General features: G+C 72.2%; 11 protein-coding genes. 3 read left to right on the top strand and 8 right to left on the bottom strand.

Features of this window, described 5'->3' with window-relative positions; all coding sequences use genetic code 11:
• Nucleotides 1–123: 123 nt before the first annotated feature.
• The 3 genes from ACFCZF_RS28915 to ACFCZF_RS28905 all read right to left on the bottom strand — a co-directional run bounded on the left by ACFCZF_RS28915 (nt 124) and on the right by ACFCZF_RS28905 (nt 5,634).
• Nucleotides 124–3,429, bottom strand: coding sequence for a S8 family serine peptidase (locus tag ACFCZF_RS28915; RefSeq protein ID WP_376674169.1), 3,306 nt, complete (start codon nt 3,427–3,429; stop codon nt 124–126).
• 380 nt (nt 3,430–3,809) lie between these two features.
• Nucleotides 3,810–5,057, bottom strand: a complete 1,248-nt coding sequence (locus tag ACFCZF_RS28910) for an Ig-like domain-containing protein (protein WP_375924236.1) — start codon at nt 5,055–5,057, stop codon at nt 3,810–3,812.
• A 223-nt stretch (nt 5,058–5,280) separates the two neighbouring features.
• Entirely contained in the window at nt 5,281–5,634 is a 354-nt protein-coding gene (locus ACFCZF_RS28905) for a hypothetical protein (RefSeq protein ID WP_376674129.1), read from the bottom strand.
• A gap of 109 nt (nt 5,635–5,743) precedes the next feature.
• Between ACFCZF_RS28905 and ACFCZF_RS28900 the strand changes: the two genes are divergently transcribed.
• Complete coding sequence (locus tag ACFCZF_RS28900) at nt 5,744–6,061, top strand: hypothetical protein (protein ID WP_376674128.1); 318 nt, start codon at nt 5,744–5,746, stop codon at nt 6,059–6,061.
• A gap of 140 nt (nt 6,062–6,201) precedes the next feature.
• Here ACFCZF_RS28900 and hutH read toward each other — a convergent pair whose 3' ends face one another.
• The 3 genes from hutH to ACFCZF_RS28885 form a co-directional block, all read right to left on the bottom strand.
• Nucleotides 6,202–7,740 (bottom strand): histidine ammonia-lyase, encoded by a 1,539-nt coding sequence (gene hutH / locus ACFCZF_RS28895; RefSeq protein WP_376674168.1) that lies wholly within the window; start codon nt 7,738–7,740, stop codon nt 6,202–6,204.
• 93 nt (nt 7,741–7,833) lie between these two features.
• Entirely contained in the window at nt 7,834–8,982 is a 1,149-nt protein-coding gene (locus ACFCZF_RS28890; RefSeq protein WP_375924242.1) for a diguanylate cyclase domain-containing protein, read from the bottom strand.
• Between the two features lie 107 nt (nt 8,983–9,089).
• Nucleotides 9,090–9,890, bottom strand: coding sequence for an enoyl-CoA hydratase/isomerase family protein (locus ACFCZF_RS28885; protein WP_376674127.1), 801 nt, complete (start codon nt 9,888–9,890; stop codon nt 9,090–9,092).
• Nucleotides 9,891–10,102: 212 nt separating this feature from the next.
• On the opposite strand from ACFCZF_RS28885, the gene ACFCZF_RS28880 reads away from it, so the two are divergent.
• A complete protein-coding gene (locus ACFCZF_RS28880) occupies nt 10,103–10,777 on the top strand; it encodes a hypothetical protein (protein WP_376674126.1) in 675 nt (224 codons plus the stop codon).
• A 16-nt stretch (nt 10,778–10,793) separates the two neighbouring features.
• Here ACFCZF_RS28880 and ACFCZF_RS28875 read toward each other — a convergent pair whose 3' ends face one another.
• The gene (locus tag ACFCZF_RS28875; RefSeq protein WP_376674125.1) at nt 10,794–11,936 is read right to left on the bottom strand and encodes an adenylate/guanylate cyclase domain-containing protein; all 1,143 of its coding nucleotides are present in this window, start codon (nt 11,934–11,936) and stop codon (nt 10,794–10,796) included.
• Between the two features lie 119 nt (nt 11,937–12,055).
• Nucleotides 12,056–12,922: a biotin--[acetyl-CoA-carboxylase] ligase gene (locus ACFCZF_RS28870; RefSeq protein ID WP_376674124.1), complete on the bottom strand. Its 867-nt coding sequence runs from the start codon at nt 12,920–12,922 to the stop codon at nt 12,056–12,058.
• A gap of 110 nt (nt 12,923–13,032) precedes the next feature.
• Between ACFCZF_RS28870 and ACFCZF_RS28865 the strand changes: the two genes are divergently transcribed.
• A partial coding sequence (locus ACFCZF_RS28865; protein WP_376674123.1) for a carboxyl transferase domain-containing protein occupies nt 13,033–13,397 on the top strand: 365 nt, incomplete at its 3' end.

Here is a 13,397-nt window from a genome sequence, read left to right as displayed (position 1 = left end):
GGTGCTGAGGGAGAGACAGAGAAAAAGAGAGCAGGCGGGGGAGGGGGGTGGGGGTGCTCGCTGGGGTGTTGTTGATGCCTTGCCGGGCCCCCGTGGTCTCCGCCCAGGCCGCTCGTGGAGGACCTACTTGCCGTAGTACGCGTCGTAGATCGAGATCACCGACTCGTTCTTCTTCTTGTCGACGATCGTGGCGCGGAAGGAGAGGGACTTCCCCTTCGCCGGGTTCCTGACGCCGACCTTGCCCTTCTTCACGGTGACCTTCTTCCAGGTCTTGCCGTGGTCGTACGACACGTGCACCGTGAGGGACTTGAGGTTGCGGCCCGCGGCGGCGCCCTCGACGGTGACCGGGACGGTGACCGTCTTGCCGGCCGTGACCTTGCTGTCCAGGCCGGTGGCCGCGGCGAAGCGGGCGGTGGACGCGGGCAACTCGGTGCGTTCGGCCGTGTTCTTGGAGCGGAACGTCCAGCTGGCGTCGATGCGGCTGGAGGCCGCGGCGACCTTGGCGGAACGCTTGACCGACGTCGTCAGCCGGTACCGGGCGTCACCGGAGGGCACCTTGAACTCGCCCTCGCCGAACAGCGGGTCCTTGTGGGAGCCGACCTTGGTGCCGTTGCGGTAGAGCGTGGTGGCGACCGAGGTGAAGGCCGAGGAGCCGGCGTGGCCCTTGCCGTCGGCGAAGAGCGGGACCGTGCCGGTGATGGTGTTGCCGTCCCGGTGGAGGCCGAAGTCGGCGTTGAGGCGCGGGCCGAAGACGGCGGTGTTGAAGGTCGCCGAGTAGTTCTTGCCCGCCTTGTAGCGCTGCGGGGTGCCGAGCGTGTAGCCGGCCTCGACGACCGGGAAGCCGTCGGCGTCCCGGCCTCCGTACTGCTCGAAGCCGAGCTCCCACGTCACGCCGCTCCCGGTGGACAGGTGCAGGGTGCGGGTGCCGGGCAGACGCTGCTCGATGCCGATCGAGGAGGCGCCGATGCCGCCGGGCAGCCAGCCGGTCGCGGAGACGGCGCCCTTCTTGCCGCTCGCGGAGGCGCCGAGGCCGGCCTTGAGGGTGGCCAGTTCGCCCGCCTTGTAGTGCCGGGTGTAGCCGGTGGCGAGCTGCTTGACCGTGCCGCCGGCGACGGTGTCGTACTGCTCCTTGGCGCCCTTGGTCCAGTGGCCGTCCCACTGCTGGCTGACCGAGCCGTCGGTGATCCGCGGGCCGAGGTGCTTGGTGCGCAGGCCCGCGTAGGAGTCCAGCCACCAGCCGTAGCTGTAGCTGTTGCCGCCCGCCTCCACCGTGAAGTCCGCGGAGGCGAACTCGGGCTTCGCTGCCTTGTCCGGCACGGTGATGTTCACCGGCTTCGCGGTGCGCGCGTCGAGGGTGACGGCGGTCTTCTTCGTGACGTCGAGCTTCGGCTGCGCGATCCAGTCGGCGCCCTTCCACTTCTCCGGGTCGTCGCTCACGCGGATCGAGGAGTTGAGGATGTAGGTGCCCTTGGGCACACGCACGGTGACGGTGCCGTCGGCCTCGTACGGGGTGAACCAGGCGTCCGTGGCGAGGCCGGAGACGCCGGTCAGGTCGGTCTCGTAGTTCGCGGTGGGTTTGCCGTCGCGGCCGAGGGCCTTCAGCGTGACGTCGTACGACTCCACCTCGCGCTCCACGGCGGCGGCCGTGCGGACGGTCTGCCCGCCGCCGGTCGCCGTGACGTACGCCGAGTAGGCGCCGTCCACCGTGCCGCCGAGCCTGGTGTCGGCGGTGAGGGCCACGGAGGCCTTGCCGCCCGCCGGGACGGTGACCGAGCCGGCGCCCAGCTTGAAGAAGCCGGCGGGGGCCGCCTTGCCCTTGGGGTCGGTGGCGGTCGACGTGAGCTTCAGCGTGACGGCCTTGGTGCCGAGGTTGCGGTAGGTCACCTGCTTGGTGACCGGCTTGTCGTCGGCGTGCGGCCACTGCTGGGTGCCGAAGGTGGCCGACACCGGGTCGGCGATCACGGTCTGTTTGACCGCCTTGTCGACCTGGATACGGCCCGAGCCCTGCTGGAAGGGCGTGTACTTGCCGCCCTTCGCCGATCCCGTCAGCGCGCCCTTCAGCTCGGCGTACGTCCAGTCGGGGTGCTGCTGCTTGAGGAGGGCCGCGGCGCCCGCGACGTGCGGGGTCGCCATGGACGTACCGGAGATGGTGACGTATCCGGCGGGCTTCTCGCCCTCCTCGCGGGCGATGAGGCTGCCCTTGGCGGAGGCGGCGGTGATGTCGACGCCGGGCGCGGTCACGTCGGGCTTGATCGCGCCGTCGAGGCCGGGGCCGGTGCTGGAGAAGGAGGCGAGCTTGTCCCCGTCGTCGACCGCGCCGACGGTCAGTGCGGCGGCGGCGCTGCCCGGGGAGCCGACGGTACGGTCGCCGAACTCGCCGTCGTTGCCGGCGGCGATGGCGAAGAGGATGCCCTTCTCCGCGGAGAGCCTGTTGACCTCGGCTTCCAGCGGGTCGATCTCCGGGGTGTCGCCGCCACCCAGGCTGAGGTTGATGACGTCGGCGCCCTGCGCGGCCGCCCACTCCATGCCGGCGAGGATGCCGGAGTCGTCGCCGAAGCCGTCGTCGCTGAGCACCTTGCCGTTGAGCAGCTTGGCGCCGGGGGCCACGCCCTTGTACGTGGCGCCCGCCTTCGCGCCGGTGCCGGCGGCGATGGAGGCGACGTGGGTGCCGTGACCGTACTTGTCGGTGGCGTCGGGCGAGACGGAGAAGTTCTTGGACGCGACGACCTGGTTCTTCAGATCGGGGTGGGTGGTGTCGACGCCGGTGTCCAGTACGGCAATCTTGACGCCCTTGCCGTCGTAGCCGGCGGCCCATGCCTTGGGGGCGCCGATCTGCGGGACGGACTTGTCGAGGCTGGCCGTGCGGACGCCGTCGAGCCAGACGTGCGCGATGCCGGAGGCGGTCTTCTCTCCGTTGGTCACCGCGTCCCACAGCTCGGGCGCGTTCTCGTGCGGGGTCTGTACGGCGTCGGCGTTCAGGGAGGTGAGGGCGCGGCGGAGGGTGCCCGCGTCGCGGACGTCGGCCTTGGTGGCCCGCGCGCTGCCCCGGTAGCCGACGATGACCTTCAGGCCCTTCTTCTGGGCCTTGCGGGTGGTGGCCTTGTTCAGCTCGGTGATGTCGAAGAGGCGCCGGTCCAGTCTGCCGGTGGCGACCAGGCGGGCGGCGTCGGCCGGGACGACGAGGGTGTGCCCGCCGGCTCGGCGGATCTGGACGGGTATGTGCTCGCGGCCCTCGGCCCGCTCCAGGCCGACGACTCGGCCCTTGGCGTCGACGGCGACCCGGTCGCCGGTGATCAGCGTGACGTGGTGCCTGGCCGTGCCGGAGGCGGCCCGCGGAGCACCGGTCCGGGCGGTCTCGGCCCGCGCCGAGGCCGCCGTACGGTCCCCGTCCGCCGTCCGTGCCCCGTCCGCCGCTGCCGGGCCGGTCATGCCCGCCGCGAGGGCCACGGCCGCGGCCGTGGCGACCGTGGCCGCGCCGGCCTTTTTCACTTGTCTGCGCAAAGTTCCCCCTTGCGGAAGTACCGGGAGAATTCCCCGTTCACCCGGCCGGGGGTGGTCTCGCACGCGCGTGCTCCCCCGGAAGTCGGAGTATGCCGAGGGAAGATCAGCCGCTCAAGACCGCGAACGGCGACTGCGGGGACGGTCGGGAAACCGCCTGCCAACTGTTACGAGATCGCCGTCCGGCGTTACGCGTTCGCGCGAACTCCGTTACGTGTCAGTCGTGTTGAGCGACGGACGCCCGCCGCCCCGATGAGGGGCGACGGGCGTCGGATGAAGCGAAGTCGCGGTATGCCGCGGTGCGTTCGGCGTCAGACCGCCGAACCCGCCTTCCACTGGGCCCAGTCCATGTTCCAGCCGTTGAGGCCGTTGTCCGGGGCGATGGTCTTGTCACCGGTGTTCTGGACGACGACCACGTCACCGATGATCGAGTTGTTGTAGAACCACGCGCCCGGCGTGTTCGGGTCGTCGGCGCCCTGGGTGTCGGCCAGACCGACGCAGCCGTGGCTGGTGTTGGCGTTGCCGAAGATGCCCTTGCTCCAGTAGTTGCCGTGGATGAAGGTGCCGGAGGTGCTCAGGCGCATGGCGTGGGGCACGTCCTTGATGTCGTACTCGCCCTTGCCGTCGTCGTCGGTGAAGCCGACCGTCGAGCCGTCCATCCGGGTCTCCTCGAACTTCTCGGAGATCACCATCTGGCCTTCGTAGGTCTTGTTCTCGGGGGAGCCGGCGGAGATCGGGATCGTCTTGACGGTCTTGCCGTCCTGCGTGATCTTCATCTGCTTGGTCTTCGCGTCGACGTACGAGACCTGGTTGCGGCCGATCTTGAAGGTGACCGACTTCTGCTGGACGCCGTAGACGCCGTCGGCGCCCTCGACCCCGTCGAGCGCCAGCTTGAGGGTGACGGTCGAGCCCTCCTGCCAGTAGTTCTCCGGGCGGCAGTCCATGCGCTGGGTGCTGAACCAGTGGCAGGCGACCTCCTGGCCGCTGCTGGTGTTGACCGTGATGCCCTTCTGGACGGCGGCCTTGTCGGTGATCTCCTTGTCGAAGTTGATCGACACCGGCATGCCGACGCCGACGGTCTTGCCGTCGTCCGGGGTGAAGGTGCCGATGAAGCTGTTCTTCTGGGAGACCGTGGTGAACGACGCGTTCTCGTGGGCGGCGCGGCCCTCGGAGTCCTTCGCGGTCGCCGTCAGCTTGTAGGTGGTGGCCCGCTCCAGCTGACCGCTGGGCTTCCAGCTGGTCTTGTCCGCGGATATCTCGCCGCTGACCTCGGTGCCGTCGGAGGCGGTCATCTTCACCTCGGTGAGCGTGCCCTTGCTCACGGTGACGCCGGCGGAGTTGTTGATGGAGGCGTTGTCCGAGTTGTCCTTGGGCGTGATCTTGATCTGGGCTTCGGACGACTTCTTGGCCGCCGCCTCGTCGGCCTCGGCCTGCGAGGTCCTGCCGTCCCCGCTCCCGGAGGTGTCGGCGTCGCCACTGGAACATGCCGAGAGCACCAGCACACCGCCGAGCAGTGCGGACGCGGCCGCCAGACCCTTGCGCCGCTTACCGTCCGTCATCACACGCTTCTCCATCGTTGCCGAGTCCGGAAACCCCGAGATTCCCCGTCAAGAACTTCAACGCTACGACCGGTTCGTCCCGTTCCACATCGCTCGCGGGTGTGGGGCATACCACGTTTGCCGCGGAGGCGGGGGCAGTGCGGGGTCGGTCAGTGCGCCCCTTGAGACGACGAAACCCCGGGTGACGGTTGCCGCCCGGGGTCACGTTTTTCCCCGCACTGCGTCAGCCGACCGTCATTTCATCGTCTTCCGGGTCGTTCTCGTCGCTATCTTCCTCGTCCAGGTCCCACTCGGGCGAATCGGGGTCGTAGTCGATCTGCTCGCTGCTCCAGGAGGCCTGCTGGAGCTCGACTCCGGGCACCGCACTGACCAGGTCGAACGGGTCCACGAGGTGGGCGAGGGCCTCCGCGGTGTCCTCCGTCACAGCACGCTCGGCGTGGACCCTTTCCGCCTCGGGCAGGTCGGCGTCGTCGGCGAGCGACTGCAGCGCGGCCCCGGTGACGGCCTCCTCGTCGTCGATCTCGAGAACGAGCTCGACGCGAATCCGTACAAAACGTGATGTCTCTGGAGTACTCATGCCCGGAGCGTAAGGCCGACCGCTCCCGTGACTTTCCTGTGACCCGCGACTTTCACTAACATCTGCCCACACGGCCAATTCGCCAGCGCCACAAGGGGATCGATATTCCGTGTCATCCGCTCGCCGACCGTTGCTGACCGCCGCCGCCGCGGGCGGCCTGCTGTGCGCCCTGTGGTTCGTCCCGTCCGCGAACGCGACACCCGACACACCGGTACTCAAGGCCGCCTCCGCGAGCCCGTCTCCGCAGGTCACCGAGCAGGCCAGAGTCGCGTCCACGGGCGCGGCGGCCACCGGTGAGGGCTCCGCCCGCCTGGCCGACACCGGAAGCTTCGACAGCACGCCGTACGTCGTCGGCGGCGCCCTCTGCCTCGGTCTCGGCGCCGGGTTCGTCGGGTATTCGGTGCGCCGGGAACGCCTTGATTTTTGACAGCGCTTGACGTTCTTTTGGCTCTTTTGACCGTTCGAGGGCTGCCGGCCCTCCGGTGACAGCGCAGAGGGGCCCCGTCCTCCCGACAGGGCCCCTCTGACTTCGCCGGCTCGACCAGGGCCCGTCCGGCGGATGAGGCCCTACCGCAGCGGCCCGGTGACCTTCTCCGCGGCCGTGACCAGGTGCCCGGCGCGTACGAACGCGTCCGCCGCGGCGAGATCGGGCGCCAGGAACCGGTCCGGTCCTGGACCCTCGACACCGGCCGCCCGTGCGGCGTCGATGACGGCCCGCGAGGCCGGGGCGGGGGTGAGCCCCTCGCGGAGCTGGATCGCGCGGGTGGCGGCGTACAGCTCGACGGCGATCACCCGGGTGAGGTTGTCGACGGCCGTGCGCAGCTTGCGCGCCGCCGACCAGCCCATGGAGACGTGGTCCTCCTGCATCGCGGAGGACGGGATCGAGTCCGCGGAGGCCGGTACGGCGAGCCGCTTCAACTCGCTGACCAGGGCGGCCTGCGTGTACTGGGCGATCATCAGACCGGAGTCGACGCCCGCGTCGTCGGCGAGGAACGGCGGCAGGCCGTGGCTGCGGTTCTTGTCGAGGAGCCGGTCGGTGCGCCGCTCGGCAATGGAGCCGAGGTCGGCGACGGCGACGGCGAGGAAGTCGAGCACGTAGGCGACCGGGGCGCCGTGGAAGTTGCCGTTGGACTCCACGCGTCCGTCGGGGAGGACCACGGGGTTGTCCACGGCCGCCGCCAGCTCACGCTCGGCGACCAGGCCCGCGTGCGCCATGGTGTCGCGTCCGGCCCCGGCGACCTGCGGGGCGCAGCGCACCGAGTAGGCGTCCTGGACGCGGGGGGCGTCGTCCTGATGGTGCCCGGTGAGGCCGGAGCCCTCGAGCACGGCGGCCATGTTGGCGGCGCTGGCGGCCTGCCCGGGGTGCGGGCGGATGGCGTGCAGCTCGGGGGCGAGCACCTTGTCGGTGCCGAGCAGTGCCTCCATGGTCAGCGCGGCGGTGATGTCGGCGGACTTGTAGAGGGTGTCGAGATCGGCGAGGGCCATGACCAGCATGCCGAGCATGCCGTCGGTGCCGTTGAGGAGGGCGAGGCCCTCCTTCTCGCGCAGCTCGACGGGGGCGATCCCGTGCTCGGCGAGCAGCTCGCCGGCCGGCCGTACGGTGCCGTCGGGGCCCTCGGCGTCGCCCTCGCCCATGAGGGTGAGCGCGCAGTGCGAGAGCGGGGCGAGGTCGCCGGAGCAGCCGAGGGAGCCGTACTCGTGCACGACCGGGGTGATCTGGGCGTTGAGCACGTCGGCCATGGTCTGCGCGACCTCTGGGCGGACGCCGGTGTGCCCGGAGCAGACGGTCTTCAGCCGCAGGAACATCAGCGCCCGGACCACCTCGCGCTCGACGCGCGGGCCCATCCCGGCGGCGTGCGAGCGGACGATGTTGCGCTGCAGCTGAGCCCGCAGGTCGGGGCTGATGTGCCGGGTCGCCAGGGCGCCGAAACCGGTGCTCACGCCGTACACGGGGTCCGGCTTGGCGGCCAGCGCGTCCACGATCTGGCGGGCCGCGGCCAGGGCGGCCACCGCTTCGCCGGAGAGCTCGACCCGGGCGCCGTCCCGCGCCACGGCGAGGACGTCGGACGCGGTGACTCCGGTGGTCCCCACCACCACACTGTGCATATCCATATTCAGGAGCGTACGCACTGAATTCGATGATGTCACGAGGGGATACGTCACGGATGCGCGCCGGTTGCGCCCCTTACCGGCGCCGGGTCACGGCGAGTGCCGCCCGCGGAACCGCCGACGCTCCCCGCCCTCCTCCCGCGACGGCTCGTCCGCGAGCCGCACGACGGGGTCGTCGGGCCCCTCCCGGCCGGCGACGACCGGCCCGGCGGAACGTTCGGCCTTGGCCCGGTACTGGGCGGCGTCGGCGAGCCGGAAGAGCCTGCGGGCGGAGCGCACGGGGCCTACGGGATCCTCCGTGGACGCGACCCCGCAGGCCACGCCGTCACCCAGCTCCAGCTCGGCCGCGCGACGGCACAGCTCCTCGGCCGCCTTGACCACCTCGTCGGCGGACGGCCCGACCGCGAGCAGACAGAACTCGTCCCCGCCGAGCCGCGCGGCGAGCGCCCCCGGCAGCATCGCCCCGCACAGCGACAGCACCGACCCGAAACGCTCCAGGAGCCGGTCGCCCACGGCGTGCCCGTGTGTGTCGTTCACCTGCTTGAGGCCGTTCAGATCGCATACGACGAGACTGACGACGACGTCCTCCTCGCGGTGCCGTTCGACGGCCTCGTCCAGTGCCGTGTCGACGGCGCGGCGGTTGGCCAGCCCGGTGAGCGCGTCGGTGTACGCGAGGCGCCGGACCTCCTCCAGCCGCTCGGTCTGGGCGATACCGGCGGCGACGACCGAGGCCAGCACGGTGGCGAAGTCGGCGTCGGGCCGCGCGAAGACCCGTTCGCCCACCGGACGGGCCACGTACAGCTCGCCCCAGGCGCGGCCGTGCAGCACGATCGGCGCGACCACGCAGCAGCCGCGTCCCCGGCGGCGCAGGGCGGCGACGCGCTGGTGGACGTACCCGGGACGCCCGGCGGCGGGGCCCTCGGCCGTCTCGACCCAGGCGTCGGGCTCACCGCCGCCCGCCCAGCGCTCGTGCAGAAACTCGGTGATCTCCGCGAACTGGTGCACCGGATAGGACTCGTCCTCCGGGAACTCCTCCTCGCCCTCGGCCCGGCGGCCGACGTTCACGAGGACCCGGAGCCGGCCCAGCTCGCGCTCCCACACCGACAGCGCGGCGAAGCTGCCGCCCAGCGCCAGGCACGCACCGACGGCCGCCGCCCGCCATGCCTCACGCGAGCTGTGCGCGGCGGCCATGCCCTGCGCCAGTGCCACCACGGCCGCGAGCCGCCTGTCGTCACCCATCACTCCAGGCTAGGGAGATTCAGGTCGAAACGGGACTCAAGCGGTGCGAACGGGGGCGCCCACCTGCGATGCGGACACCGGACAGCCGGGGAGACGGACCAGCCGGGCTACTCCCCCGGCCACCGCGGCGCCCGCTTCTCGTTGAACGCCGCCACCCCCTCGGCCCGGTCCCCCGAGAACGCCACCGACCGCCACGCCGCGTCCTCGACCTCCAGCCCGGCCCGCAGGTCAAGACCGTGCCCGAGCCGCAGCGCCCGCTTGGCCGCCCGCAGCCCCACGGGTGAGTTCGCGGCCATCCGGGAGGCGAGGTCCAGCGCCTCCTCCCGGTCCCGGCCCTCGTCCACCAGCTGGTCCACCAGCCCCAGCTCGCGCGCCTCCGCGGCCGCCACCCGCCGCGCCGTGAACACCAGCTCGGCGGCGCGCGCCGCCCCCACCCGGCGCGGCAGCAGCTGCGTACCGCCGCCGCCCGGAATCACCCCGACCGACACCTCGGGCAGTCCCACCACCGCCGTGCGGTCGGCCACGATCACGTCGCACGACAGCGCCAGCTCGAAGCCGCCGCCCAGCGCGAACCCGTGCACGGCCGCGACCGTCGGCACCGGCAGCTCCAGCACCGCGGTGTACGCCCCCCGCGTCACCGGCCGCTGCCGCAGCAGGTCGGCGTCGGTGAAGGAGTTGCGCTCCTTGAGGTCGGCGCCGACGCAGAACGCGCGCTCGTGGGTCGAGGTCAGCACCACCACCCGTACGCTCCGGTCCTCGCCCAGCGCCGCGCACGCCGCCCCGACGGACCGGGCCATCGCGGTGGAGACGGCGTTCATGGCCTTCGGCCGGTCGAGCGCGAGCTCCGCGACATGTCCGTCCCCGTGCCGCCGCACCAGGACGAACTCTCCGAACCGCTCCTCGCTCATGACACCCTCCGGTTAACGCGTGTTAACAAGTCGACCACCCGATCATCGCAGGCGGCCCCTCTCGGCGAAAGGCCGGACGCACCCGCTCGCCCCTCCCCGCCCGCTTACCCGTTCGGGTGACATCCAGCCGACCGCCGTGTCCCGGCCCGCGGCAGCCCATAGCGTCGCCCCGCCACGGCGCAGCGGGGGCGCGTGCGCACCGGGGAGGGAACATGACGACGACCGGCACGACCGGCACACCGACGAAGTCGCGACACCCGTGGGGAAATCGTGGGGGCACCCGTGGCCGGCACCGCAGGGCCCGCCCCCGCAAGGCGGTACTCGCCGCCAGCGGCCTCGCACTGGCGGCCGGCGCCCTGAGCCTCGTACGCCTGCTGCCCGAGCCCGGCGGCGGCGACGTGGACGGATACGGCGCCGAGGCCGGGCCGCGCGTGGAGACGGGCGGGGGAACGGGAGGGGGCCGGGGCACCGCGTCGGACCCGGCGACGACGCCCGCCGCCGCGAGCACCGCCGGTCCGCCCGAGGTGAGCCCGTCGGCGACTTCGGCCATGGGCGGTCTGAGCGGCTCCCCGGGACCGGGGCTCATACCGGGTCCGGGGCCGTTCGCGAGCCGCACCTCGGCCGCGCTCCCCTCCGCGACGACCGTCCCGGACTCCGCGAACACGGACGACAAGGCTCCGCCGCCCGCTCACACCCCGCAGCCGCCACCGCCTCCGGGCTCTCCGCAGCCACCGCGGCCGGACACCCCCGCACCGCGCCCCACGACCGCCCCGCCCCCGGACCGCAGCACCCCGCCCGCGCCCGCCCCGGCGCCGGAGCCGGACCCTCCGGGTCTGTGCGTGCCGGTCATCGGCCTGTGCGTGGACCTGCTCGACGGCGACGGCTGACGGGCACCGGCAGGCCCTACGACTCCCCGCCGTCGCCCCGCCGCGTGAGCAGCCACGGCTCCACCACGCCGAGACCGCGCACCGGCCGCTGCCACATCGGCTGGAGCCCGAAGCGGTACGCCGGCGGCTCCTCGCCCTCCTTCTCGGCGGCGGCGGCCTCCTCGGCGGCCGTCGCCTCCGAGGCCGGGGCGTCGCGCGTACGGATCAGCTCCTGCGCGAAGGCGGAGTCGACGAGGACGGCGTCCTTGGGGGCTATCGAGGTGAGCCGGGAGGCCAGGTTGACGGTCGTGCCGAAGACGTCGCCCATCCGGGTGGTCACCGTGCCGAAGGCGATGCCGACGCGCAGTTCCGGCATGGTCTCGTCGTTCGCCATCGTCTCGATGAGACGCAGCGCGATCTCGGCGGCCGTTCCGGCGTCGTCCGCGGCGTAGAGCACCTCGTCGCCGAGGGTCTTGATCAGCCGGCCGCCGCGTGCGGCCACCAGGTCGGCGCAGGTGGTCTCGAAGGCCTCGACCAGCTCGCCGAGCTCCTCCTCCTCCATCCGGCGGGTCAGCCGGGTGAAGCCGACCAGGTCCGCGAAGCCGACCGCGAGACGCCGGTCCACCATCTCCTCGTCGTCACCGGCCTGGACGACCCGGCCGGCCGAGGCGGCGAGCTGGCGCCGCCAGACGTAGACGAGGAACTCCTGCAGCTCGGGCAGGAGCAGCTCGACGATGGGATACGTCACCTCGGTGCGCGTCATCCCGGGCTCCGGGGGCTCGGTCAGACCCTCCAGGAAGGAGTCGATCTGCCACTCGGCCAACCGGGCGGTGGTCTGCCCGGTGGACCGGGCCACCTGAACGGCCATGGCCTCGCTGAGCAGCCCCGCCTCCACCAGACCGGCCAGGCGCCGCAGCGCGAGGACGTCCGCCTCGGTGAGCGCCTTGGCCTGGCCGATGTCGGCGAAGCCCATGGCCCGCCAGAAACGGGAGGCCAGCTCCATGGAGACACCCGCACTGCGGGCGGCCTGGAAGGGGGTGTAGCGGCGCTCGGCGCCCAGAATGAGCCCTTCGAGGCGCAGCGCGAGCGGGTCCTCGCCGGAGTCGGCGGACTCCGGGTCGGGCTCGGGGTCCACCCGGCCGCCCCCGTCCGCGCCGGAGCCCGTGTCGTCGACGGTCACGCCTGCTGCCCTTCCGATCTGCTGCGGTCAGGTTCGACCGGCCCCAACTTTACGTCAGGTGTGCCCCAGCTCACTCCCGGCGAGCCGCCGGCGGCGGCCCGCCGCGCGAGTGGGCGCACTCACGCCGACCGCAGGTGCACGATGTCCCCCGCCCCCACCGGCTCCTGCACCCCCGCCTCGGTGGCCAGCACGAGCCTCCCGTCCCCGTCCACGGCCACCGCCTCCCCCACGATCGACCGGTCCCCCGGAAGCTCCGCTCGCACCACCCGCCCGAGCGTCGCGCACCCCGCCGCGTACGTCTCCTGCAGCCCGCTGGCCGCCGGGTCGCCCTCGGCCGCCCGCCACCGCCCGTACCAGTCCTCCAGCGACCGCAGTACCCCCCGCAGCAGCGGATCCCGGTCGGTGTTCACGGCCCCGGCCAGCGCCAGGGACCCGGCCCGCGGCACCGGGAGTTCGTCGGCCCGGAGGGTGACGTTGACGCCCACGCCGATGACGACCCCGTCGTCCCCGGCCCGCTCGGCGAGGATGCCGCCCGCCTTGCGCTCCTCGTCGCCGACCGTCACCAGCAGGTCGTTGGGCCACTTCAGGGCCGTATCGACACCCGCCGCCCGGGACAGCCCCGTCGCCACCGCGACGCCGGTGAGCAGCGGCAGCCAGCCCCAGCGGGTCACCGGCACCTCGGCGGGCCGCAGCAGTACGGAGAAGAAGAGCCCGGAGCGGGCCGGTGCCGTCCACTGCCGGTCAAGGCGGCCACGCGCGGCGCTCTGCTCCTCGGCGACGAGGACGACCCCCTCGTCCAGCTTCCCCTCGGCGGCACGGGCCACCAGATCGGAGTTGGTGGAGCCGGTGCGCTGCACCACGTCCACCTGCCGCCACAGCCCTCCCTCCCGCACCAGCCCCCGGCGCAGGGCCGTGGTGTTGAGGGGCGGCCGGTCCAGGTCGGACCACCGGTTGTCCGGGGAGTCAGAGGCATCTCGGGGCGTCATGCAACCCACACTAGGTGTGGGAAACACCGCACTGCCGAACGGAAGGCCCCCTACTACTCTACGAACGAGTAACCGTCCCCCCTTTTGAGCAGGCAGGGAGCCGCATCCCGATGTCCGAGCCGGAAGAGCAGCAGCCCGACATCCACACGACCGCGGGCAAGCTCGCGGACCTCAGGCGCCGTATCGAGGAAGCGACGCACGCCGGTTCGGAACGCGCCGTCGAGAAGCAGCACGCCAAGGGCAAGCTGACGGCCCGTGAGCGCATCGACCTCCTCCTCGACGAGGGGTCCTTCGTCGAGCTGGACGAGTTCGCCCGGCACCGCTCCACCAACTTCGGTCTCGACGCCAACCGCCCCTACGGCGACGGCGTCGTCACCGGCTACGGCACCGTCGACGGCCGCCCCGTCGCCGTCTTCTCCCAGGACTTCACCGTCTTCGGCGGCGCGCTGGGCGAGGTCTACGGCCAGAAGATCGT

The sequence above is a fragment of the Streptomyces sp. NPDC056296 genome (assembly GCF_042268605.1).
GTDB lineage: Bacteria > Actinomycetota > Actinomycetes > Streptomycetales > Streptomycetaceae > Streptomyces.
This window is presented reverse-complemented; position numbering and strand designations above follow the sequence as displayed.

Coding starts and splice junctions, on each gene's coding strand:
- ACFCZF_RS28880 (WP_376674126.1), top strand. CDS start 10,103: ATGACGACGACCGGCACGACCGGCACACCGACGAAGTCGCGACACCCG.
- ACFCZF_RS28890 (WP_375924242.1), bottom strand. CDS start 8,982: ATGGGTGACGACAGGCGGCTCGCGGCCGTGGTGGCACTGGCGCAGGGC.
- ACFCZF_RS28915 (WP_376674169.1), bottom strand. CDS start 3,429: ATGACCGGCCCGGCAGCGGCGGACGGGGCACGGACGGCGGACGGGGAC.
- ACFCZF_RS28910 (WP_375924236.1), bottom strand. CDS start 5,057: ATGACGGACGGTAAGCGGCGCAAGGGTCTGGCGGCCGCGTCCGCACTG.
- ACFCZF_RS28870 (WP_376674124.1), bottom strand. CDS start 12,922: ATGACGCCCCGAGATGCCTCTGACTCCCCGGACAACCGGTGGTCCGAC.
- ACFCZF_RS28885 (WP_376674127.1), bottom strand. CDS start 9,890: ATGAGCGAGGAGCGGTTCGGAGAGTTCGTCCTGGTGCGGCGGCACGGG.
- ACFCZF_RS28905 (WP_376674129.1), bottom strand. CDS start 5,634: ATGAGTACTCCAGAGACATCACGTTTTGTACGGATTCGCGTCGAGCTC.
- hutH (WP_376674168.1), bottom strand. CDS start 7,740: ATGCACAGTGTGGTGGTGGGGACCACCGGAGTCACCGCGTCCGACGTC.